Origin of the sequence: Streptomyces sp. NPDC059874 (genome assembly GCF_042731135.1) — a bacterium.
Taxonomy (GTDB): Bacteria; Actinomycetota; Actinomycetes; order Streptomycetales; family Streptomycetaceae; genus Streptomyces.
Map to the genome: position 1 here is coordinate 1 of NZ_JBHWJY010000053.1, position 23,105 is coordinate 23,105.

Consider the following 23,105-nt stretch of genomic DNA (forward strand, 5'->3'; position numbering starts at 1 on the left):
ACGCCCGGTTACATTCCGAACCCGGAAGCTAAGCCTTTCAGCGCCGATGGTACTGCAGGGGGGACCCTGTGGGAGAGTAGGACGCCGCCGAACAACCCGCCCTTTTAGCTCAGTCGGTAGAGCGTCTCCATGGTAAGGAGAAGGTCAACGGTTCGATTCCGTTAAAGGGCTCCAATGAAAAGGCCCCCGCCTCATGGCGGGGGCCTTTTTGCGTTTTAGGGCTTGTGTATCCTCAAAATGATCTTTGGGGAGGAAGCGTCGTGATGACGGAAAAGGTAGAGGCCGCCCAGACCGAGTTCGAGAAGGCGTGGGGCGACGCGCGGTACACCCGCGCGGAGCTGCCTCCGGTGGACGTCAATCGCATCCTCCAGGAGCGGTACGTCAGCGAGGAGCCGGTGGTTCTGACCCGGGCCATGCTCTGGGACATGGAAGTGCGGAAGGCCGGCAACCCCGGAGCGTTCATTCCGTACGTCGTCAAAGAAGGCACTGCCTCGGCCTGGGTTCCCGGGCAGGCGGGTGGCGAGCTGGGGGACGAGTTCGTACGGCAGTCGCAGCAGAGGCTGTGGCTGGAGCCCGAGCAGTACGGGCTCGTGCTCGAAGAGGTGTGGCTCGACCACGAACGGCAGGTGGTCACCTTCCTGGGCCGGGCACGGTTCTCCGACGCGCAGGGCGATCCCCTGACCGCGGACACCGGTCAGCCGCTGTTCCACGTGCAGCACGGAGTCGCGGGCACTGATGAGAGCCCGACCAACACCTGGCGGATCGTCCTGCTGACCGACGAGCCGGACGAGCGGATCGTGCAGGTCTTCGACGGGATGGCGGAGAGTCCGTGGCTTCCCGGCTTCGTCGAGAACTACGTCCGTGACGTGCTCGGTATTGGGCTGAGCCGTCGGGACGTCTGACGGACGAGTGACAAGAGGCCCCTGCCGACCGGCGGGGGCCTCTTGTCAAGTCCCGACATTCCGGGCCATGACCAGGGCCGCGGCTCGAGGCGCAATGGGATTCACGAAAGCCCCAGCTCCTCGATTCGCGGAGGGACCCTCTCATGAACATCACAAGGATCCGACGCTTCTTCCTCATGATCGTGACGGCCCTGGAGGGCGAGCGCCTCCCCGCCTCGTCGCCGGTGTCCGTCGAGCGGCGCGTCCCACTGGAGAGCGCCGACCCCGAGGCGGGTGTCGCCAGGATTCCCTGGACCACGGAGATGGCATCGCCATCATTCATGATCTTGTCGGCGCGACCGCCCCTGCGCTAGGGGGCAAGGGACGCCGGCCCGCTCAGTCGCCCGTGCGCTGGTGGGGAACGCGGAAGGCCAGGATGGCCATGTCGTCCGAGGCGGGTTCGGCCGCGAAGCGTTCCACCGCGCGCAGGACCCGGGAGGCTACCGCGCCCGCGGTGAGGCCGGTGCAGGTGGTGAGGACCTCGGCGAGGCCGTCGTCGCCGAGCATGCGGGTGCCCTCGCGGCGTTCCGTCACTCCGTCCGTGACGCAGAGCAGGACGTCGCCGGGGTCGAGGGTCATCGTCTGCTCGTAGAGGTCGAGGTCGTCGATCACGCCCAGCAGCGGCTGCGGGTCCGCGGCCGCGAGTACCTCGCCGTTCGGGCGTAGGCGCAGCGGGAGCGGGTGGCCCGCGCAGACCACCTTCATCAGGGCGCCGCCGTCGGGCTGGGGGTGCAGTTCGCCGTAGAGGAGGGTCAGGAAGCGGCTACGGGCGCCCTCGTCGAGGATGGCCGCGTTGAGGCGCTCGAGGACGGCCGGGCCGCCGAGGCCTTCGCGGGCCAGGAGGCGCAGGGCGTGCCGGGCGAGGCCGGTGACGGCGGCGGCCTCGGGGCCGGTGCCGCAGACGTCGCCGATGGCGAAGCCGTACACGCCGTCGCGGATCGGGAAGACGTCGTAGAAGTCGCCGCCCACCTCGTTGCCCTCGCCCGCCGCGCGGTAGATGACCTCGACCTCCATGCCGGGGACGGCGGGGGAGCCGGGAGGCAGCAGGCTGCGCTGGAGGGAGCGGCTGATCGCGGTGCGCTCCGAGTAGAGGCGGGCGTTGTCCAGGGCGAGGGCGGCCCGGCGGGAGAGGTCCTCCGCGAGTTCGAGGATTTCCTGGCGGAAGTGCTCCTCGGACGGCTTGCCGAGGGTGAGCAGCCCGATGACGCGGTTGCGGGCGAGGAGGGGCAGGACGACGGTTTCCCCGCCGACCGCCAGGGCAGTCTCGGGCCAGGGGCGGGCACCGGCCTCGCGGACCGGTTCGGGCGGGCTGACCCGGGAGAGCAGGGCCTTGAGGCCGTCGATGCGTTCCTCGTCCTCGTGGAGTACGTACGAGAGGTACGGGTCGGAGGTCTGGTCGGCGATCGTGTAGACGGCGCACCAGGTGGCGAGGGTCGGGACGGTCATCTGGGCCATCAGGGCCAAGGTCTGGTCCCGGTCGAGGGTGCCGGCCAGCAGGTCGGAGGCTTCGACGAGGAAGGACAGGGAGCCGCGGCGCAGGCGTTCCAACTCGCCGAGGCGGGCGGATTCGACGGCGAGGGCGATGCGGTCGGCGGCGAACTGGAGGCGCAGGGCCTCTTCGTTGGTGTAACGGCCCGGGGTTTCGGCGGCGACGCCGAGGGAGCCGGTGAGCCGGCCTTCGACCTTGAGGGGGACGGTGACCACGGAGCGCATGCCGGTGGACTCCAGGAGCGGCACGGCTCCGGGGACCACGGCGAGGTCGTCGTGGACGGCCGGCATGCGGGCGGAACCGTAGCGGTTGGTGCCGGCTTCGACGGGGACGCGGGCGAAGCGCTGGCGGGTGGAGGGCAGGCCGGTGGTGGCGCGGACTTCGAGTTCCGTTTCGTCGTCCGTGGCCAGGAGGAGGAAGGCGGAGTCGGCGTCGAGGAGGTCGCGGGCCCGTTCGACGGTGCGCTGGAGGAGGCTGTCGAGGTCGTCGGGGGCGGGGGAGCCGATGAAGACCTCGAAGGGGTCCGCGGGTCGGGGCTCGGTGAGGTGGGCGCTGTCGGTGGGGACCCGTACCGGGGTCTGGAGCAGGGCGCGCTCGTCGTCGTGGACGAGGAGGCAGACGATGGACGGCTCGCCGTGGGCGTCGCGGACCCGCAGGTGGGAGGCGTAGACGGGGATGACGCGGCCGTCGGCGCCGCGGAGCCCGTAGCTGCCCTCCCAGCGGGACAGCCGCAGGGCCTCGGCGATACCGGTGCCGGTGCCGGGGGTCTGCGGCCAGGCGGCGAGCTCGGCGAGCGGGCGGCCCACGACCTTCTCCGCGGTGTAGCCGAAGATGTGCTCGGCGTCCTCGTTCCAGGCGCTGATGCTGTCGGCGGAGTCGATCTGGAGCACGGCGACGCGGACCCGGCTGTCGGCGAGCGGAAGCAGCCGGTCGGGGACGACGGGGCCCGCGGAGCGGGTACCGACCGGCCGGTCCGGAAGGTCGAGGCGGAACCACACGTGTTTGTGCGTGGCGGTGTACTCGACGCCCCAGCGGGTGGCGAGGGCGGCGCAGAGCATCAGGCCGCGGCCGTTCTCCCGGTCGGGGTCGGCGTACGGGCGCTCGCCGGGGTGCTGGAGCGGGAGCTCGCGTTCCGGGTAGCGGTCGGCGACCTCGACGCGTACGCCGTCTCCGGCGCGCAGGCAGAGGACCTCGGCCTGGGTTCCGGCGTGGACCACGGCGTTGGTGACGAGCTCGCTGGTGAGGACCACCGCGTCGTCGACGATGTCCGCGAAGCCCCATCCCTGCAGGGTGTCGCGGACGAAAGCGCGGGCGGCGGCGACGGAGCGCCCCTGGGGGTTGAAGCTGGCAGCCGCCCGAGCCGTGATCACGAGTCTCCTTCGACGCGGTTGGACATCGGGTGCCAGGTTACTTACCTTCGCGGTCGGCATGGTGCCGTCGTTCGGGAATCCACCCGGAGGGTACGGCGGGTGTGCGATGGTGCCGAAGTGTTATGGCCGGGTTCGGCCAGGGTGAAACACTGGGCAGGCTTGCGGAACGGGCTCGTGAAGAGTCAGGTGTCCGGTGGAACAGTGGTCGACCCCTTCGGGAGGGACACGGTGGAGTCTGGCGCAGCGGTGCGGCGTACAGGGACGCGGCCGAAGGGCGGGCGTCCGCGGCGCGGTGGCACGACCGAGGTCGATACCGCCGCTCTGAACCGGCTGCTCACGGCCCTGGTGTCGATGCGGGACGGGAACTTCCGCAAGCGGCTGACGGTGTCCGGCGAGGGCGTGATGGCGGAGATCGCCGCCGTCTACAACGAGGTCGCCGACCGTAATCTGCACCTGACGGGGGAGCTCTCACGGGTCCGGCGGATGGTGGGCCGCGAGGGCAAGCTGAGCGAGCGGCTGGAGACGGGTGCCTGCGAGGGCTCCTGGGCGGCCGCGATCGACGCCTCGAACCAGCTGGTGGACGACCTGGCGCGACCGGTGTCCGAGGTGGGTCGGGTGCTGTCGGCGGTGGCCGAGGGCGACCTGGACCAGCGGATGGACCTGCGGACCCAGGCCGTGGAGGGGGCGGGGCACCCGCTGCGCGGGGAGTTCCTGAAGGTCGGGCGTACGGTCAACAACCTGGTCGACCAGCTGTCCGCGTTCACCGACGAGGTGACGCGCGTCGCGCTGGAGGTGGGTACCGAGGGCAAGCTCGGCGGTCAGGCGCAGGTGCGCGGAATGTCCGGTTCCTGGAAGGATCTGACCGACTCCGTCAACACGATGGCGTACCGGCTCACCGCTCAGGTGCGTGATATCGCTCTCGTCACGACGGCTGTGGCCAAGGGTGATCTGTCGCGCAAGGTCACGGTGCACGTGGCCGGCGAGATGCTCCAGCTGAAGAACACCGTCAACACGATGGTGGACCAGCTGTCCTCCTTCTCCTCCGAGGTGACCCGCGTCGCCCGCGAGGTGGGTACGGAGGGCGAGCTGGGCGGCCAGGCGAAGGTGCCCGGGGTCGCGGGTGTGTGGAAGGACCTGACCGACTCCGTCAACACCATGGCCGGCAATCTGACGGCCCAGGTGCGCGGGATCGCGCAGGTGACGACGGCGGTCGCGAACGGCGATCTGTCGCAGAAGGTCCGGGTGAGCGCGCGGGGCGAGGTCGCGCAGCTGGCCGAAACGATCAATCAGATGACGGAGACCCTGCGGACCTTCGCGGACGAGGTCACGCGCGTGGCCAGCGAGGTCGGGGCCAAGGGAACACTCGGTGGCCAGGCACAGGTGCCGGGGGCCGCGGGGACGTGGAAGGACCTCACCGATTCGGTGAACACGGTCTTCCGCAACCTCACCACGCAGGTGCGGGACATCGCGACGGTGACGACCGCCGTGGCCAACGGCGACCTGTCGCAGAAGGTCACGGTCAACGTGGCCGGCGAGATGCTGGAGTTGAAGAACACCGTCAACACGATGGTGGACCAGCTCCAGTCCTTCGGTGCGGAAGTGACGCGTGTGGCCCGTGAGGTCGGCGTCGAGGGCGAGCTGGGCGGTCAGGCGCAGGTGCCGGGGGCCGCCGGTACGTGGAAGGACCTCACCGACTCGGTGAACACCGCCTTCCGCAACCTCACCGGGCAGGTCCGCAACATCGCCCAGGTGACGACGGCGGTGGCCAACGGCGACCTGTCGCAGAAGGTCACCGTGGACGTCTCCGGCGAGATGCTCCAGCTGAAGAACACCGTGAACACGATGGTGGACCAGCTGTCCTCCTTCGCCGACCAGGTCACGCGGATGGCGCGCGACGTGGGCACGGAGGGCCGGCTCGGCGGCCAGGCCCGGGTGGAGGGGGTGTCCGGCACCTGGAAGGAGCTCACCGACTCCGTCAACTTCATGGCCGGCAACCTGACCTCCCAGGTGCGGCAGATCGCCCAGGTGACCACGGCGGTGGCACGCGGTGACCTGTCGCAGAAGATCGACGTGGACGCCCGGGGCGAGATCCTGGAGCTGAAGAACACCATCAACACGATGGTCGACCAGCTCTCGGCCTTCGCCGAGCAGGTGACGCGGGTCGCCCGGGACGTGGGTACGGAGGGCCGACTCGGCGGTCAGGCGCAGGTGCCCGGTGTGGCCGGCGTCTGGCGCGACCTGACGGACTCGGTGAACGGCATGGCCGGGAACCTGACCTCGCAGGTGCGCAACATCGCGCAGGTCGCCACGGCGGTGGCGCGCGGTGACCTGTCGCAGAAGATCGACGTGGACGCGCGCGGCGAGATCCTGGAGCTGAAGAACACCCTCAACACGATGGTGGACCAGCTCTCGAGCTTCGCGGAGCAGGTGACGAGGGTGGCCCGCGAGGTGGGTACCGAGGGCATCCTCGGCGGCCAGGCGGAGGTCAAGGGGGTCTCCGGTACCTGGAAGGACCTCACCCAGTCCGTCAACTTCATGGCGAACAACCTGACCTCGCAGGTGCGCAACATCGCCGAGGTGACGACTGCCGTCGCCACGGGCGACCTCTCGAAGAAGATCACCGTCGACGCCAAGGGCGAGATCCTGGAGCTGGTGACCACCGTCAACACGATGGTCGACCAGCTGTCCTCCTTCGCGGAGCAGGTGACGAGGGTGGCCCGCGAGGTGGGCTCCGAGGGCATCCTGGGCGGTCAGGCCCGCGTGCGCGGCGTGACCGGCATCTGGAAGGACCTGACCGACAACGTCAACCTGATGGCCAACAACCTGACCTCCCAGGTGCGCAACATCTCGCAGGTCTCCTCGGCGGTGGCCAACGGCGACCTGACGAAGAAGGTCACGGTCGAGGCGCGCGGCGAGGTCGCCCAGCTCGCGGACACCGTCAACACGATGGTGAAGACCCTGTCCTCCTTCGCGGACGAGGTCACGCGCGTGGCCCGCGAGGTGGGTACCGAGGGCATCCTCGGCGGCCAGGCGCACGTCCCGGGCGTCTCGGGGACCTGGAAGGACCTCACCGACTCGGTGAACTTCATGGCCTCCAACCTCACCGGCCAGGTGCGGCAGATCGCCATGGTCACGACCGCCATCGCCAAGGGCGACATGACCAAGAAGATCGACATCGACGCCCGCGGGGAGATCCTGGAGCTCAAGACCACCATCAACACGATGGTCGACCAGCTGTCCTCCTTCGCCGACCAGGTGACGCGGGTCGCCCGCGAGGTGGGTACGGAGGGCATCCTGGGCGGCCAGGCCCGCGTACGGGACGTCGACGGCACCTGGCGGGACCTGACCGAGTCCGTGAACGAGATGGCAGGGAACCTGACCCGGCAGGTGCGCGCCATCGCGGCCGTGGCCACCGCGGTGACCCGCGGCGACCTGAGCCTGAAGGTGGACGTGGACGCGGCGGGCGAGATCCAGGTCCTCCAGGACAACATCAACACGATGATCGTCAACCTGCGCGACACCACCTTGGCCAACAAGGAGCAGGACTGGCTCAAGGGCAACCTCGCCCGGATCTCCGCCCTGATGCAGGGCCGCCGGGAACTCGACGACGTGGCCTCGCTGATCATGAGCGAGCTGACCCCGGTGGTCTCCGCGCAGCACGGCGCCTTCTTCCTGGCGCTGCCGGCCGGCGGGACCACCGAGATCGGGACGGAGGGCGGCGCGGACGGTTCGTACGAGCTGCGGATGCGCGGGAGTTACGCGTACGCCGGAGGGCAGATGCCCACCTCCTTCCGGCCGGGGGAGGGGCTGATCGGGACGGTCGCGGAGGAGAAGCGGACGATCCTGGTGGAGAACACCCCGCCCGGCTACCTGAAGATCTCCTCGGGGCTCGGCGAGGCGCCGCCGGCGCACGTGATCGTGCTGCCGGTGCTCTTCGAGGGGAAGCTGCTCGGCGTCATCGAGTTGGCGTCCTTCACCCCGTTCACGCAGATCCAGAAGGACTTCCTCAGCCAGATCGCCGAGATGATCGGTACGAGCGTCAACACCATCAGCGTCAACTCCAAGACGGAGATGCTGCTCAAGCAGTCCCAGGAGATGACCGAGCAGCTGCGCGAGCGCTCCGACGAGCTGGAGAACCGGCAGAAGGCCCTCCAGGCCGCCAACGCGGAGCTGGAGGAGAAGGCCGAGCTGCTGGCCCGGCAGAACCGGGACATCGAGGTGAAGAACACCGAGATCGAGGAGGCCCGGCAGGTCCTGGAGGAGCGCGCCGAGCAGCTCGCGGTGTCGATGCGGTACAAGTCCGAGTTCCTGGCGAACATGTCGCACGAGCTGCGGACCCCGCTCAACTCGCTGCTGATCCTGGCCAAGCTGCTCGCCGACAACGCGGACGAGAACCTCTCGCCGAAGCAGGTGGAGTTCGCCGAGACCATCCACGGCGCGGGCTCCGACCTGCTCCAGCTGATCAACGACATCCTCGACCTGTCGAAGGTCGAGGCCGGGAAGATGGACGTCTCGCCGACCCGGATCGCGCTCGTGCAGCTGGTGGACTACGTGGAGGCGACCTTCCGGCCGCTGACGGCGGAGAAGGGGCTGGACTTCTCGGTCCGGGTGTCCCCGGAACTGCCGGCGACCCTGCACACCGACGAGCAGCGGCTGTTGCAGGTGTTGCGCAACCTGCTGTCGAACGCGGTGAAGTTCACCGACACCGGGGCGGTGGAGCTGGTGATCCGGCCGGCCGGCGCCGACGTGCCGACGGCGATCCGCGAACAGCTGCTGGAGGCCGGTTCGCTGCGCGAGGCGGACGCGGACCTGATCGCCTTCTCGGTGACCGACACCGGGATCGGGATCGCGGCGAGCAAGATGCTGGTGATCTTCGAGGCGTTCAAGCAGGCCGACGGGACGACGAGCCGCAAGTACGGCGGCACCGGCCTGGGGCTGTCCATCAGCCGGGAGATCGCCCGGCTGCTCGGCGGGGAGATCCACGCGGCCAGCGAGCCCGGCCGCGGGTCCACCTTCACGCTCTACCTGCCGCTGCACCCGAGCGAGCTGCCCCCGCAGGGGTACGCGCCGCCCACTCCCGGCGGCGGCCGCGGCGAGCTGTACCGCAGGGCGGTCGACGGGGCGGCGCGGCCCGCGCTGCCGCAGGCCCCGGCCGCGTCCGTGACCGTACCGGCGGTGCAGGTCCAGCAGGGCCGGCAGGCCCGGCCGGGGCTGCCGGCCGCCGAGCCGGCCGGGCAGGGCTCCTCGGCGCTGTTCCGTCGGCGCCGCAAGAGCCTGGGCGATCCGCTGCCGCGGGTGGAGGTGCCGGGCCAGCCGGAGGCCGACGCGTGGGGCGTGGAGGAGGCGCTGCCGGTCTCGCCGCGGACGTACGACTTCCGGGGCGAGCGGGTGCTCATCGTGGACGACGACGTGCGCAACGTCTTCGCGCTGACGAGCGTGCTGGAGCAGCACGGGCTGGCGGTGCTCTACGCCGAGAACGGCCGGGAGGGCATCGAGGTCCTGGAACAGCACGACGACGTCGCCGTGGTCCTGATGGACATCATGATGCCGGAGATGGACGGATACGCGACGACGGCCGCGATCCGGCAGATGCCGCAGTTCGAAGGGCTGCCCATCATCGCGCTCACCGCGAAGGCGATGAAGGGCGACCGGGAGAAGGCCATCGAGTCCGGTGCGTCCGACTATGTCACCAAGCCGGTCGAGCCCGATTACCTACTGTCGGTCATGGAGGGGCACATGCGCGCAAAGTGATCAACGGGCGGGCGTGATCGGGAGACGCAGAGGGAACCTTCTGCCCTCCCACCACGTTTCCGCATCGTGCACAGTGACATCTCGGTGACAGGGTGTGGCGATCTCGGGACTGGGGCTACGATGACCGGCACAAGGACGGACGGCGCAAGGATGCCGTCCTCTGGGGCGGGGCCCGGCGCACAGGCCGGAGCCTGGAGCCGGGGAGGCCCCATGCCGGGGCGAGGAGGACAGGGCATGGTGCAGAAGGCCAAGATCCTCCTGGTCGATGACCGGCCGGAGAATCTGCTGGCGTTGGAGGCCATCCTCTCCGCGCTCGATCAGACACTGGTCCGGGCGTCGTCCGGGGAGGAAGCGCTCAAGGCGCTGCTGACGGACGATTTCGCGGTCATCCTGCTGGATGTGCAGATGCCCGGGATGGACGGTTTCGAGACGGCCGCGCACATCAAGCGGCGGGAGCGGACCCGGGACATCCCGATCATCTTCCTCACCGCGATCAACCACGGTCCGCACCACACGTTCCGCGGCTACGCGGCCGGTGCGGTGGACTACATCTCCAAGCCCTTCGACCCGTGGGTACTGCGGGCCAAGGTCTCGGTGTTCGTGGAGTTGTACACCAAGAACTGCAAGCTGCGGGAGCAGGCGGCGCTGCTGCGGCTCCAGTTGGAGGGCGGCGGTTCCAACGGCGACGGCAGCAAGGAGACGGCCGGGCTGCTGGCCGAGCTCTCCGCGCGGCTCGCGGCGGTCGAGGAGCAGGCCGAGGCGCTGACCAAGCAGCTCGGCGAGGATTCGGCCGATGCGGGCGTGGTGGCGACCGCGGCGCACCTGGAGCGCAAACTCACCGGACTGCGGCGGGCCCTGGACGCGCTGGAGCCCGGTACCGGAGGAGCGGTGTTGCCCGCGCAGGGCTGAGCCGGTTCGCCGGCGCCGAGCCGAGCGGGCCCGTTCGCGACCGCGCCTCGAACTCCCCCGGCTACCGCTGGGTGGGGGTGCCCCCGGACGGAGTCTGGGGGAGTGCCCCCTGGCGAGGCTGGAATTCCAGCCTCGCCGGCGACCGGCTCCGCGCAGCGGAGGTCCTGGTTTCCAGCGGCGGCTGGTGGGGCGTCAGGTCTGGTGGGGCGTCAAAGCCGGGGCCGAGCCGGCGACACGAACGGGTGAAGGGGTGGGCACGCGTGTCCACCGGGGCGTGCACCGGTAACCTCGGGCGCATGGCCTCAAGTACGTCCGGCAAGGGTTCCCAGAGCACCGCGGGCACCGCGAAGGGCCGCACCGGCCGTACGACGGCGCCGGCGAAGAAGGCGGCGCCCGCGCGCAAGCCTCCCGCGAAGAAGGCCGCGGCGGCCAAGCGCGCCCCGGTCAAGAAGGTCGCGGCCAAGCCCGCGCCGTCCCCGACGGGGGGTGTGGTGCGGCTCGTGCGCGCCGTGTGGCTCGGCTGCGCGCACGCGGTCGGCGCGGTCTTCCGCGGCATCGGCCACGGGGCCAGGAACCTCGACCCCGCCCACCGCAAGGACGGCGTCGCGCTGCTGCTGCTCGCGCTCGCGTTGATCGTCGCCGCCGGGACCTGGTCGAATCTGAGCGGTCCCGTCGGGGATCTGGTCACCATGCTGGTCACCGGTGCCTTCGGACGACTGGATCTGCTCGTGCCGATCCTGCTCGGCGTGATGGCGGTACGTTTCATCCGCCACCCCGAGCAGACCGACGCCAACGGCCGCATCGGCGTCGGGCTCTCCGCCCTCGTCATCGGGGTGCTGGGCCTGGTCCACATCGCCTGCGGAGCTCCCGGCCGCGACGAGGGCACCACCGCGATGCAGAACGCGGGCGGGCTCATCGGCTGGGGCGCCTCGAAGCCGCTGATCTTCACCATGGGCGCTCCGCTGGCCGTGCCGATGCTGGTGCTGCTCACCGTCTTCGGGCTGCTCGTGGTCACCGCGACCCCGGTCAACGCGATCCCGCAGCGGCTGCGCCGGCTCGGGATCAGGCTCGGGGTCATCGCCCCGAACGAGTACGACGAGGGGTACGGGGAGCAGGAGGACGGTGCCCCGGCCGACCGACAGGACCGGCATGATGCCGCTCAGTGGCGGGCCCGCAGCGGCGCCGCCCCCGGCCCGGGATCGGGCGATCCGGCGGACGTCGCCGAGGAGGAGGCACTGGCCCGGCGCCGGCGCCCGCGCAGGGCCCGGACGACCATGGACCGGGAGATGGACGCCGTGGACGTGGCCGCGGCGGCCGCCGCGGCGCTGGACGGGGTCGTCTACGGCGGGATGCCGCCCTCGCCCCTCGTCGCCGACCTCACCCAGGGGATCGGTGTCGAGCGGGAGGGTGTGGAGATCACCGCTCCCGTGCCGCCCGCCCGCGAGGAGCGCCCCGTACCGGCCGCCGAGCAGCCGCACGCCACCACCGCCGCGGCCTCCGGGACGCTGTCGGTGCCCGATCTGACCAAGCCCCCGCCGGAGACCCAGCCGCTGCCGCCGCGCGCCGAGCAGCTCCAGCTGCGCGGGGACATCACGTACAGCCTGCCGTCGCTGGACCTGCTGGAGCGGGGCGGTCCGGGCAAGACCCGCAGTGCCGCGAACGACGCGGTGGTCGCCTCGCTGACGAACGTCTTCATGGAGTTCAAGGTCGACGCGAAGGTCACCGGCTTCACCCGGGGCCCGACGGTCACCCGGTACGAGGTGGAGCTGGGGCCCGCGGTCAAGGTCGAGCGGATCACGGCGCTGGCGAAGAACATCGCCTACGCGGTGGCCTCGCCGGACGTGCGGATCATCAGCCCGATCCCGGGCAAGTCGGCGGTCGGCATCGAGATCCCGAACACCGACCGGGAGATGGTCAACCTCGGTGACGTACTGCGCCTCGCGGACGCGGCCGAGGACGACCACCCGATGCTGGTGGCGCTGGGCAAGGACGTCGAGGGCGGCTACGTCATGGCCAACCTCGCGAAGATGCCGCACGTGCTGGTGGCCGGAGCCACCGGCTCCGGCAAGTCCTCCTGCATCAACTGCCTGATCACCTCGGTCATGGTCCGGGCCACCCCGGAGGACGTGCGGATGGTGCTCGTCGACCCCAAGCGGGTGGAGCTGACGGCGTACGAGGGCATCCCGCACCTCATCACGCCGATCATCACCAACCCCAAGCGGGCCGCCGAGGCGCTGCAGTGGGTCGTACGCGAGATGGACCTGCGCTACGACGACCTGGCCGCCTTCGGCTACCGGCACATCGACGACTTCAACCAGGCGATCCGGGACGGCAAGATCAAGCTGCCCCCGGGCAGCGAGCGGGAGCTCAGCCCCTACCCGTACCTGCTGGTGATCGTCGACGAGCTCGCCGACCTGATGATGGTGGCCCCGCGCGACGTCGAGGACTCGATCGTCCGCATCACCCAGCTGGCCCGCGCGGCCGGCATCCACCTGGTGCTCGCGACGCAGCGGCCCTCGGTGGACGTCGTGACCGGTCTGATCAAGGCGAACGTGCCCTCGCGGCTCGCCTTCGCGACCTCCTCGCTGGCCGACAGCCGGGTCATCCTCGACCAGCCGGGTGCGGAGAAGCTCATCGGCAAGGGCGACGGGCTGTTCCTGCCGATGGGCGCCAACAAGCCCGTCCGCCTGCAGGGCGCCTTCGTCACCGAGGACGAGATCGCCGGGATCGTGCAGCACTGCAAGGACCAGATGGCGCCCGTCTTCCGGGACGACGTCACCGTCGGGCAGAAACAGAAGAAGGAGATCGACGAGGACATCGGCGACGACCTGGACCTGCTGTGCCAGGCGGCGGAGCTGGTGGTCTCGACCCAGTTCGGTTCCACCTCGATGCTCCAGCGCAAGCTGCGGGTGGGCTTCGCCAAGGCCGGTCGGCTCATGGACCTGATGGAGTCGCGCGGAATCGTCGGCCCGAGCGAGGGGTCGAAGGCGCGCGACGTCCTGCTGAAGGCGGACGATCTGGACGCCGTGCTCGCCGTCATCCGCGGCGAGACCGGACCGTAAGGAAACGCCGGGCAACCGTTTCCGTTGGGCCCGCGTCCAGTTGAACGGAGGGGAACTTCCCTCGCCATTCGGATGGCGTAGGAAGTGCACCCTCCGGTTGCTCCACCCTTTCGTCACCCCCCTAGACTGGACATCCAGCAGGTGGCTACACGCTCGAAAGGCGCCCTCGTGTCCATCGGCAACTCCAACTCCCCCGAAGAAGAGCGGCCTTCGACCGACGACCGGTCCGAGGACCGCATCGTCGAACGTTCCGTCGAAGAACCGTCCATCGGGACGGCCCTCAAGAAGGCCCGGATCGCCGCCGGGCTCACAGTCGACGAGGTCAGTTCCACCACCCGCGTGCGCATCCCGATCGTGCACGCGATCGAAGAGGACGACTTCACGCGGTGCGGCGGCGACGTCTACGCCCGCGGTCACATCCGTACGCTCGCCCGCGCCGTGCACCTCGATCCGGCACCCCTGATCGAGAGCTACGACGCGGCCCACGGCGGCCGGCCGGCACCCACCCCCGCCGCGCCGATGTTCGAAGCCGAGCGGATCCGCCCCGAGCGGCAGCGGCCCAACTGGACCGCCGCCATGGTCGCCGCCATCGTCGCCGTGATCGGCTTCGTCGGCTTCACCGCCTTCAGCGGTGGCGACGAGAAGGGGAAGCGGCCGGTGGCGGAAGGTTCCGCCGCGCCGAAGCCCGCACCCAAGCAGAGCGGCGGAAAGCCCGCCGCGCAGCCCCAGCAGACCCCCCAGGCGCCCAAGCCGGAGCCTTCGGACAGCGCCATCGCCGCGGCGCCCAAGGATCTCGTCACGGTCGTCCTGACGGCCGAAACGGGCGAGAGCTGGATCTCCGCGAAGGACCACAGCGGCCGGCTGCTCTTCGACGGCACCCTCACCCAGGGCGAGTCCAAGACCTTCACGGACAAGGAGTCCGTCGACCTCGTGCTCGGCGACGCCGGGGCCGTGAAGCTGTTCGTGAACGGCAAGGAGATCAAGGACGACTTCCAGCCGGGACAGGTGGAACGTCTCACATACACCAAGGCAGACCCGCTCCAGAATCAGCCCCAGGCGGGCTGAGACTGGGCGGCCCTAGGGCGGAATGCTCGAATCCGGATCCCCGGGGTGCTCTTCCGCACCCCGGGGATCTTGATGTAAGGGGACTTGGGGCCGGGGCCGGCGTCGGGACGAAGTAGTCTTGAGTCCATGCCCGAACGCCGTACCGTCGCCCTTGTCACTCTTGGCTGCGCCCGTAACGAGGTGGACTCGGAGGAGCTCGCAGGCCGCTTGGCGGCGGATGGCTGGGAGCTCGTCGAGGACGCCGCCGATGCGGACGTAGCCGTCGTCAACACCTGCGGCTTCGTCGAAGCCGCCAAGAAGGACTCCGTAGACGCCCTGCTGGAAGCCAACGATCTCAAGGATCACGGCAAGACCCAGGCCGTCGTCGCCGTCGGCTGTATGGCCGAGCGCTACGGCAAGGAACTCGCCGAAGCGCTCCCCGAGGCCGACGGAGTCCTCGGTTTCGACGACTACGCCGACATCTCCGACCGCCTCCAGACCATCCTCAACGGCGGCATCCACGCCTCCCACACCCCGCGCGACCGGCGCAAGCTGCTGCCGATCAGCCCGGCGGAGCGCCAGGACGCCGCGGTGGCCCTGCCCGGCCACGCGCAGGAGCCCGAGGCTTCCCCCGCGGACCTTCCCGAGGGCCTCGCGCCCGCCTCCGGGCCGCGCGCGCCGCTGCGCCGTCGCCTCGACAAGAGCCCCGTGGCCTCGGTCAAGCTGGCCTCCGGCTGCGACCGGCGCTGCTCCTTCTGCGCCATCCCGTCCTTCCGCGGCTCCTTCATCTCCCGCCGCCCCAGTGACGTGCTGGGCGAGACCCGCTGGCTCGCCGAGCAGGGCGTCAAGGAGATCATGCTGGTCTCCGAGAACAACACCTCGTACGGCAAGGACCTCGGCGACATCCGCCTGCTGGAGACCCTGCTGCCCGAGCTCGCCGAGGTGGACGGCATCGAGCGCGTCCGCGTCAGCTACCTCCAGCCGGCCGAGATGCGCCCGGGCCTGATCGACGTACTCACCTCGACCCCCAAGGTCGTGCCGTACTTCGACCTGTCCTTCCAGCACTCCGCCCCCGACGTGCTGCGCGCCATGCGCCGCTTCGGTGACACCGACCGCTTCCTGGAGCTGCTGGACACCATCCGCTCCAAGGCCCCGCAGGCCGGTGTGCGGTCCAACTTCATCGTCGGTTTCCCCGGCGAGAAGGAGTCGGACTTCGCCGAGCTGGAGCGTTTCCTCACCCACGCCCGCCTCGACGCCATCGGCGTCTTCGGCTACTCGGACGAGGACGGCACCGAGGCCGTCGGCTACGAGGGCAAGCTGGACGAGGACACGATCGCCGAGCGCCTCGCGCACATGCAGCGACTCGCCGAGGAGCTCACTTCGCAGCGCGCGGAAGAGCGGATCGGGGAGACCCTGGAAGTACTCGTCGAGTCCGTCGAGGCGGTCGACGAGGACGGCGACGGTGCCTACGGGCGCGCGGCCCACCAGGCGCCCGAGACGGACGGCCAGGTCGTCTTCACGGACAGCACGGGCCTGGTCCCCGGGCGTATCGTCACGGCCAAGGTGGTCGGCACCCTGGGTGTGGACCTGGTGGCCGAGCCCCTGGGTGCGGATCTTGAGGAGGCGGCCGGATGACCGGAGTCCCGGCATCTGCGGCGGGCGGGACCGGCCGCCGGCCCGCGCCCGGCGCGAAGCTGGGAGCGGCGGCGGTCAATCAGGCCAGCCTGTGGAACATCGCCAACATCCTGACGATGATCCGGCTCGTGCTGGTGCCGGGGTTCGTGTTCCTGCTGCTGGCAGAGGGCGGGTACGACCCGGCCTGGCGGGCCTGGGCGTGGGCCGCGTTCGCCGTCGCCATGATCACGGACATCTTCGACGGGCATCTGGCCCGGACGTACAACCTGGTCACGGACTTCGGCAAGATCGCCGACCCGATCGCCGACAAGGCGATCATGGGGTCCGCGCTGATCTGCCTGTCCTGGCTGGGCGACCTGCCCTGGTGGGTTACCGGGGTGATCCTGGGCCGGGAGCTCGGGATCACGCTGCTGCGCTTCTGGGTGATCCGCTACGGAGTGATTCCGGCCAGCCGGGGCGGCAAGATGAAGACCCTGGCCCAGGGTACGGCCGTGGGCATGTACGTGCTCGCGCTGACCGGGCCGCTGGCGACCTTGCGCTTCTGGGTGATGGCGCTCGCCGTGGTGCTGACCGTCCTCACCGGTTTGGACTACATCCGGCAGGCGGTCGTCCTGCGCCGCAAGGGTCTCGCCGCGGAGCGGGCCTCGACGTGACGGATTCTGCGGGGGCGGAAGACGGCGCCGGTGTCGTGGGGGTGGCGACGGAGGTGTTGCGCCTGCTCGCGGAGAGTGACGAAACCCTCGCGGTGGCCGAGTCGCTGACCGGCGGCATGGTGGCCGCGGAGCTCACGGCCGTTCCCGGTGCCTCGCGGTCGTTCCGAGGCTCGGTCACGGCGTACGCCACCGAACTCAAGCACCGGGTCCTGGGAGTGGACGCCGAGCTGCTCGCGGCCGAAGGCGCGGTGAACGCGCAGGTCGCGGGGGAGATGGCGGCCGGCGTGCGGCGGGTCCTGGGCTCCTCGTGGGGGATCGCGACCACCGGGGTGGCCGGTCCGGACCCGCAGGACGGGCAGCCGGTGGGCACCGTCTTCGTCTCGGTGGACGGTCCGGTGGGCAGGAAAACGGCTCGGCTGAGGTTGAACGGCTCCCGTGCGGAAATCCGTAGGGAGAGTGCACGGACAGTGCTCGAACTTCTCTCAAGCCAACTCCGTGAGAATGCGCGGAGGCAGGATACGGAACAGAACGGGGGGATTTGATGTTTGCAGCCCTGAGTGAACACGACATCGCTCCCCGCACGGCCGCGGCGCGAGGCGGTACGGTGGGGCGTGAAGGATGCGGCTACACGGTCAGAGGAGGGAGCCACCGATGATTCTGCTCCGTCGCCTGCTGGGTGACGTGCTGCGTCGGCAGCGCCAGCGCCAGGGCCGTACTCTGCGCGAAGTCTCCTCGTCGGCCCGAGTTTCGCTCGGCTATCTCTCCGAGGTGGAGCGGGGGCAGAAGGAGGCATCCTCCGAGCTGCTCTCCGCGATCTGCGACGCGTTGGACGTACGGATGTCCGAGCTGATGCGCGAAGTCAGCGATGAACTGTCGCTGGCCGAGCTGGCACAGTCGGCCGCGGCAAGCGAACCGGTGAGTGTGCCGGTACGCCCGATGCTCAATTCGGTCTCCATGGCTTCGGTCACGGGTGGACCGGAGCGGGTGACCATCAAGGCGCCTGCGGAAGCGGTGAATGTCGTAGCCGCGTGAGCGTGCACGTCAGTGTGTGAGTGTGGCCGGAGCCCCGGCCGGTGCGTCAGGCACCGGCCGGGGCTCCCGGCCGTTCTGGGTGCGGGGTCGCGGGGGGTGCGGGAGGATGGGGCCGTCCGGGTCCAGGCCCTCAGGGAGGTAGCCGTGCGGCGGTTACTGCGCATTCCCGTGGCGTTGGCCCTCGCGGCGGGGGTGCTGTGGTGGTGGGCCGTACTGCGGCTGGTGCTCGAACCGGCGCAGGCCGGGCCCGTGGAGGGTGCGGTGGCCGTGGGCGGCTGGGGACTGGGGCTGCTGCCGGTGCACTGTGTGCCGCGCCCGGTGCGGAGGGCTCGGCGGGGGGTGGCCGGTGGGTCTGCCCAATCGGCCCGTGGGCCTGTCGCATCGGCCGGTGGGTCCGTCGAGGCCGTTACCAGGGCATCGACACTCCGCCGTTCGGGCGAAGGATCTGACCCGTCATGAACGACGAGGCGTCCGAGGCCAGGTAGAGCACGGCCTGAGCGATGTCCTCGGGCTCCCCGACCCGGCGCAGCGGGGACATGCGGACCATCATCGCCTCCGTCTGTTCCTGCACCTCGGGGCTGTGCCGGCCGGTCATCGGGGTGCGGATCCAGCCGGGCGCGACCGCGTTGACCCGGATGCCGTGCGGGCCCGCCTCGGTGGCGAGTGTCTTGGTCAGCTGGACCACGGCCGCCTTGGCGGCGCTGTAGCAGAGCAGACCGGGCTGGGCTGCGTCCACGGCGCCGGAGGCCATCGTGACGATGGAGCCGGGCCGGCCCGCCGCGATCATGGCGCGGGCGGCCTCCTGACAGGTGCGCAGGACCCCCTTGAAGTTGATGTCCAGGACCCGGTCGAGGTCCTCGTCGGTGGTCTCCAGGACGCTGCTGCTGTGCATGATCCCGGCGATCGCGGCGGTCACGTCGAGCGGGCCGGCCGCGGTGACGGCAGCACGGAGGGCGGCCCGGTCGGTGACGTCGAGGGGGTGGACGGTGGCGGCGCCGCCGCCCTTGACGATGAGGGCGGCCGTTTCGGCGAGGCCCTGTTCGTCGCGGTCCGCGCAGTGCACGTGCGCGCCCGCTTCGGCGAGGAGGACGGCGGTGGCCCGGCCTATGCCGCTGGCGGCGCCGGTGACCAGGGCGGTGCGGCCGGTGAGGTCGTACGAGGCTGTGGGTGTGGGCATGTCGGGACCGTACGAGCGGATCTGACGGTGCGTCAACTAGGCGGTCGGGCCCGATTGGCAGCGCGGGCACCAGTACGTGGGACGGCCGTCCTGCGGGGCCTCGCGGACGGGCGTGCCGCAGCGCAGGCAGGGGGCGTGCGTGCGTCCGTACACGAACAGGTCCTGGCCCGGGCGGTGGCTGCCGGTGGTGTTGCGGCGCCGGTGCGTGTCGCCGACGTTGGCGGCGAGCAGCCGGTGGGCGGCGGCGGTCAGCCGGGGCAGTGTGGTCTGCGGATCGGGGAGCTCGCCGACCGGGGTCCAGGGGGTGACCTGGGCGAGGAAGCAGAGCTCGGCCTTGTAGATGTTGCCGATCCCGGCCAGGTTGCGCTGGTCCAGGAGCGCCTCGCCGAGGGGGCGGCCGGGGTCGGAGAGGAGATTGCCGGCGGCGAGGTCGGGGTCCCAGTCCGGGCCGAGGAGGTCGGGGCCCAGGTGGCCGACGGCGCGGTCCTCGTCGGCGGTGCGGATCAGTTCCAGGACGGGGAGGCGGTAGCCGACGGCGGTGTGGTCGGCGGCGGCGAGGATCGCCCGGATCTCGTGGGCGGGGCCGCCGTGCCAGGTCGCTCCCGCGGGGAACACGTACCAGGCGCCGTCCATGCGGAGGTGGCTGTGCAGGGTGAGGCCGCCCTCGAAGCGGGCGAGGAGGTGCTTGCCGCGGGGCGTGACGTCGAGGGTGACGCGGCCGGTGAGGTCGGCGGTGGCGAAGCGGGGGACCCGCAGGTCGCTGCGGGTGAGGGGCTTGCCGGCGAGGGCCGCGTGCAGGCGGGTCGCCGCACGGCGGATGCTGTCTCCTTCGGGCATGCCCTCATTGTGCGTCGGGCGCGGTGACGGCGGGCTGCGGTGGGGGGTGCGTGCCGGGTCTGCGGGCCTGGTGTGCGCGTGGCCCTGATGTGCGGCTCTGGTGTGCTCGTGGCCCTGCGGTGCGCGGCTCTGGTGTGCTTGTGGCCCTGCGGTGCGCGGCTCTGGTGTGCTCGTGGCCGGTGTATGTGCCGGGCCGGGGGTGGGGTGCGGCGGCTGCGTCGGGTGGAGCCTGTGGGGGTGGTTGGGCGCCGCAGCGCGTCTCAGGCCCCGCCCCGGCACCACCGAGCCCCTTTGGCCCTGCCGGGGCGGAGCCCCGGGGCTTTGAGGTGCGCCCGCGCAAAACCCAGCCCCGCCGGCGTTTGAGGCGCGGGGTTCGGGGCGGAGCCCCGGTTTTTGAGGCGCGCCTGCCCACCCGGCCGCACCGGCTGAGCCGGACTCGGCTGGTTCCGCCGGGGCCGGGGCCGCGACGGGGCGTCTCCTCGGGCGCCGAACGGTTCCAGGGGTCGGAGGGCCGAGGGCGGCCCAGTTCGGCGCCCTGCGGGGACGCCCCGGCACACCCCCGTCCCCGTCGGAACCCGCGGGGCGGGTCAGAGTGCCGGGCGGAGGGCGTGGGTGAGGATCGTCAGGACTTCTTCGCGGGTCGGGGGGACGGGGGCCGTCATCGCGTGCAGGCAGAGGCCGGTCATCAGGGGCGGGATCGTCGCGGCGACGACCGGGCCGAGGAGCGGGGTCATGGCCTCGATGCTGGTCTGGGCCGACAGGCTGGCGGCCTCGCGCAGCTCGGGGCGGCGCAGGGCGGCCACGTGGAGCTCGTACTCGACGACCGCGGCCGTGCGGCCCTCGCCGAGGCAGGCCATGACGCTGTCGGCCAGTGCCTCGGCGACCGCTTCGGGGGTGGCGCCGGTGTGGTCGGAGGCCCACTGGCGCACGAAGGCGGCGAAGCGATCGGCGGCCCGCTCGAGGGCGGCGCGGATGAGCGCCTCACGGTCGGCGAAGTGGTACGTGGTCGAGCTGAGCGACACGTCCGCCCGCTCGGCGACGGCGCGGTGGGTCAGGCCCTCCAGGCCGCGCTCGGCGATCAGCTCCTCGGCCACCTGGGCGATCCGCTCGCGTCGGTTCGGGTCGTGCCTGCGCGTCCGTCGCCGGGGGGTGGCTTCCTCGTGAGTCTCTGCGTGCATGGGATCAGCCTCGCACAAGATTATTGGTACGGACGTCCGTACTGATGTTATGGTGGAGATGTCGCCAGGGGGGTCGCGAAACGAGGAGAGAGCATGGCCAGCGCACACCCGCTGAACCTGGTGGACGTCACCGTCCCGCAGGACGCGCACGACGAAGCCCGGCGCTTCTACACCCAGACCTTCGGTTGGACCGTGGAAGTGGACATTCCGGGTTACCCGATCATGGGGACCGGTGAGGGCGGCAGCCAGGTCGGGCTGATGTGGGAGGGGAACCCGCAGTCCGGTGATCTGTCGAAGTTCTGGAAGACCGGGAAGGCGGTCCCGTTCCTGGGGACCGAGGACATCGAGGCCACCCTCGCGGAGGTCGAGCGGCAGGGCGGCAAGGTCGCCGCTCCCGCGCGGCAGACCGGGCCGGTCAAGGTCGCGGTCTTCGAAGACCCCTGGGGCAATGAGTGGTTCCTGTGCGAGTCCGACAAGAGCGGAGCATCGGCATGAAGGTCGCAGTCCTCGGCACCGGCGGCGGAGGTCGCGCGCACGCGGCCCGCCTGCTGGAACTCGGTCACGAGGTGTACGTCGGCACCCGGGACTCCCAGGTCACCCTCGGCCGCACCGAACCCGACTTCATGGGCATCGATCCCTTCGGGCAGTGGGCCGCCGACTATCCGGGCATCAAGCTCAGGAACTTCGACGAGGCCGCGGCGGCGGCGGACTTCGTCATCAACGGGATCGACGGTGCCAACGCCGTGCGCGTGCTCAGCGGGATCGGTGAGCACCTGGCCGGCAAGACCCTGATGGACTACGCCGTTCCGTTCGTCTACAACCCCGAGCAGGCCCACCCATGGCCCACCCCCTGGGGGGTGATGCCCGCTCTGGACCCGGTGGACCACGACAGTCTGGGGGAGCGGATCCAACGCGCCCTCCCGCAGGCCAAGGTGGTGAAGGCGTGCGTCACGCAGGAGCAGGAGACGGCCGTCAACCCGAAGGCCGTGGCCGGCGGCGACCACACGATGTTCGTCGCGGGCGACCACGACGACGCCAAGGCGGAGGTCACCGCCCTGCTGCGGTCCTACGGCTGGCAGGACGTCCTCGACCTCGGTCCGCTCGTCTGCTCGCGCGGCATGGAGATGTACTCCCACATGCACAGCGCGATCCAGTTCGCGCTCGGCGGCGCCCGCTTCGGCGTCAAGGTGATGCGCTGACGGAAAGGCGGGAGCCCCTGCGACGGGCGGGCTTCGCAGGGGCTCCGTGGTGGGAACGTCACTTCCAGACGAGGCCCTTGGAGTTGGTCGAGATGTTGTACGGGTTGCCCCAGTACTCGGCCGCGGCGACCTTCGTCTGAGCCGACGGGGCGAGGGCCACCGCGCAACCGGTCTGCGTCTGGCCGTTGATGAACCCCTTCGGCAGCGACTCGTGCGGGCACTTCTCGAACTTGCCGATGATCGACAGGCCTTGGGCCTCGGTGCCGTCCCCGAGCAGGCCCTTGATGTGGCCGACCGAGGAGTACGACAGGTCGGTGGTGCCGATGTTCTTGATCGTGTACCGGATGTAGTACGGGACCTTGCCGTTCACCTTGTCGCCGAGCTTCAGCGGGTCCAGGTCGGCGGGGTTGCCCTGCTCGATCGCGATGACGGTGAGCGCGATCTCGCCCTTCGTGTCCTTGGTGTACTCGAACGGGATCTGCGCGCTCTCGCCGATCTTGAAGGTCTGGCCGGACTTCGCCATGCCGGGCGCTCCGGCGGGAGCCTCGCTGCCGGCGGCCGAGGGGCTCGCCGGGGCACTGGGGCTGCCCGTGGCGGACGCGGTCGGCTGGGCCGGGGCCGGGTCCTCGTTGCCGTTCTTGCAGCCGGTCAGGACCATGGTGCCGACGACCGCCAGGCCGACCGTGGCAAGGGTGGTCCTGCGCATGCCGATGCTGCTCACTCTTCTTCTCCCCCATGACGGTGCATCGCCGATCCGATGCGTGTGAGGATCTTGATAAGGGATGAGTAAGCGCGTGTTCCAGCTCAGAGGCGGTCGACGACGGTCCT

At 70.6% G+C, this 23,105-nt stretch carries 18 protein-coding genes, 1 tRNA gene and 1 rRNA gene; 15 read left to right on the forward strand and 5 right to left on the reverse strand.

What is annotated here, in order from left to right; genetic code table 11:
• The 4 genes from rrf to ACFV9H_RS26740 form a co-directional block, all read left to right on the forward strand.
• Nucleotides 1–93, forward strand: a 5S ribosomal RNA gene (rrf, locus tag ACFV9H_RS26725); the annotation flags it as partial.
• A gap of 5 nt (nucleotides 94–98) precedes the next feature.
• Nucleotides 99–174 (forward strand) — tRNA-Thr (locus ACFV9H_RS26730).
• Nucleotides 175–263: 89 nt separating this feature from the next.
• Nucleotides 264–902, forward strand: coding sequence for a hypothetical protein (locus ACFV9H_RS26735; protein ID WP_385402791.1), 639 nt, complete (start codon nucleotides 264–266; stop codon nucleotides 900–902).
• 143 nt (nucleotides 903–1,045) lie between these two features.
• On the forward strand, nucleotides 1,046–1,255 hold the full coding sequence (locus tag ACFV9H_RS26740; RefSeq protein ID WP_385402793.1) for a hypothetical protein: 210 nt from the start codon (nucleotides 1,046–1,048) through the stop codon (nucleotides 1,253–1,255).
• Between the two features lie 22 nt (nucleotides 1,256–1,277).
• On the opposite strand, the gene ACFV9H_RS26745 is transcribed toward ACFV9H_RS26740, so the two are convergent.
• Nucleotides 1,278–3,860 carry a SpoIIE family protein phosphatase gene (locus tag ACFV9H_RS26745; protein WP_385402796.1) on the reverse strand — a complete coding sequence of 861 codons (2,583 nt, stop codon included), beginning with the start codon at nucleotides 3,858–3,860 and terminating at the stop codon, nucleotides 1,278–1,280.
• Nucleotides 3,861–4,028: 168 nt separating this feature from the next.
• Here ACFV9H_RS26745 and ACFV9H_RS26750 point away from each other — a divergent pair, with 168 nt between their 5' ends.
• The 9 genes from ACFV9H_RS26750 (at nucleotide 4,029) to ACFV9H_RS26790 (ending at nucleotide 18,345) form a co-directional block, all read left to right on the forward strand.
• Nucleotides 4,029–9,551 carry a HAMP domain-containing protein gene (locus ACFV9H_RS26750; protein WP_385402798.1) on the forward strand — a complete coding sequence of 1,841 codons (5,523 nt, stop codon included), beginning with the start codon at nucleotides 4,029–4,031 and terminating at the stop codon, nucleotides 9,549–9,551.
• Between the two features lie 234 nt (nucleotides 9,552–9,785).
• Entirely contained in the window at nucleotides 9,786–10,460 is a 675-nt protein-coding gene (locus ACFV9H_RS26755; RefSeq protein WP_329378597.1) for a response regulator, read from the forward strand.
• A 296-nt stretch (nucleotides 10,461–10,756) separates the two neighbouring features.
• Nucleotides 10,757–13,522: a DNA translocase FtsK gene (locus ACFV9H_RS26760; protein ID WP_385402801.1), complete on the forward strand. Its 2,766-nt coding sequence runs from the start codon at nucleotides 10,757–10,759 to the stop codon at nucleotides 13,520–13,522.
• 168 nt (nucleotides 13,523–13,690) lie between these two features.
• On the forward strand, nucleotides 13,691–14,587 hold the full coding sequence (locus ACFV9H_RS26765; RefSeq protein ID WP_385402804.1) for a helix-turn-helix domain-containing protein: 897 nt from the start codon (nucleotides 13,691–13,693) through the stop codon (nucleotides 14,585–14,587).
• 126 nt (nucleotides 14,588–14,713) lie between these two features.
• Complete coding sequence (gene rimO / locus ACFV9H_RS26770; RefSeq protein ID WP_385402807.1) at nucleotides 14,714–16,201, forward strand: 30S ribosomal protein S12 methylthiotransferase RimO; 1,488 nt, start codon at nucleotides 14,714–14,716, stop codon at nucleotides 16,199–16,201.
• A complete protein-coding gene (gene pgsA / locus ACFV9H_RS26775; RefSeq protein ID WP_385402809.1) occupies nucleotides 16,198–16,854 on the forward strand; it encodes a CDP-diacylglycerol--glycerol-3-phosphate 3-phosphatidyltransferase in 657 nt (218 codons plus the stop codon). Before rimO ends, pgsA begins: the two co-directional genes overlap by 4 nt.
• 41 nt (nucleotides 16,855–16,895) lie before the next feature.
• Nucleotides 16,896–17,396 (forward strand): CinA family protein, encoded by a 501-nt coding sequence (locus tag ACFV9H_RS26780; protein WP_385402811.1) that lies wholly within the window; start codon nucleotides 16,896–16,898, stop codon nucleotides 17,394–17,396.
• Between the two features lie 109 nt (nucleotides 17,397–17,505).
• Nucleotides 17,506–17,886: a helix-turn-helix domain-containing protein gene (locus tag ACFV9H_RS26785; RefSeq protein ID WP_030012484.1), complete on the forward strand. Its 381-nt coding sequence runs from the start codon at nucleotides 17,506–17,508 to the stop codon at nucleotides 17,884–17,886.
• A gap of 144 nt (nucleotides 17,887–18,030) precedes the next feature.
• Nucleotides 18,031–18,345, forward strand: coding sequence for a hypothetical protein (locus ACFV9H_RS26790; RefSeq protein WP_385402813.1), 315 nt, complete (start codon nucleotides 18,031–18,033; stop codon nucleotides 18,343–18,345).
• Here the strand turns inward: ACFV9H_RS26790 and ACFV9H_RS26795 are convergent.
• The 3 genes from ACFV9H_RS26795 to ACFV9H_RS26805 form a co-directional block, all read right to left on the reverse strand.
• Entirely contained in the window at nucleotides 18,293–19,063 is a 771-nt protein-coding gene (locus tag ACFV9H_RS26795; protein WP_385402816.1) for an SDR family NAD(P)-dependent oxidoreductase, read from the reverse strand. The genes ACFV9H_RS26790 and ACFV9H_RS26795 overlap by 53 nt on opposite strands.
• Nucleotides 19,064–19,099: 36 nt before the next feature.
• Nucleotides 19,100–19,900 carry an Fpg/Nei family DNA glycosylase gene (locus tag ACFV9H_RS26800; RefSeq protein ID WP_385402818.1) on the reverse strand — a complete coding sequence of 267 codons (801 nt, stop codon included), beginning with the start codon at nucleotides 19,898–19,900 and terminating at the stop codon, nucleotides 19,100–19,102.
• A gap of 587 nt (nucleotides 19,901–20,487) precedes the next feature.
• Nucleotides 20,488–21,078 (reverse strand): TetR/AcrR family transcriptional regulator, encoded by a 591-nt coding sequence (locus ACFV9H_RS26805; protein ID WP_385402821.1) that lies wholly within the window; start codon nucleotides 21,076–21,078, stop codon nucleotides 20,488–20,490.
• Nucleotides 21,079–21,171: 93 nt separating this feature from the next.
• Here ACFV9H_RS26805 and ACFV9H_RS26810 point away from each other — a divergent pair, with 93 nt between their 5' ends.
• Together ACFV9H_RS26810 and ACFV9H_RS26815 are read left to right on the forward strand one after the other, a co-directional pair.
• The gene (locus tag ACFV9H_RS26810; RefSeq protein ID WP_385402824.1) at nucleotides 21,172–21,573 is read left to right on the forward strand and encodes a VOC family protein; all 402 of its coding nucleotides are present in this window, start codon (nucleotides 21,172–21,174) and stop codon (nucleotides 21,571–21,573) included.
• Entirely contained in the window at nucleotides 21,570–22,277 is a 708-nt protein-coding gene (locus ACFV9H_RS26815; RefSeq protein WP_385402826.1) for an NADPH-dependent F420 reductase, read from the forward strand. The genes ACFV9H_RS26810 and ACFV9H_RS26815 overlap by 4 nt, the downstream gene beginning before the upstream one ends.
• Before the next feature lie 58 nt (nucleotides 22,278–22,335).
• On the opposite strand, the gene ACFV9H_RS26820 is transcribed toward ACFV9H_RS26815, so the two are convergent.
• Entirely contained in the window at nucleotides 22,336–22,998 is a 663-nt protein-coding gene (locus tag ACFV9H_RS26820; RefSeq protein ID WP_385402829.1) for a hypothetical protein, read from the reverse strand.
• Between the last annotated feature and the right edge of the window lie 107 nt (nucleotides 22,999–23,105).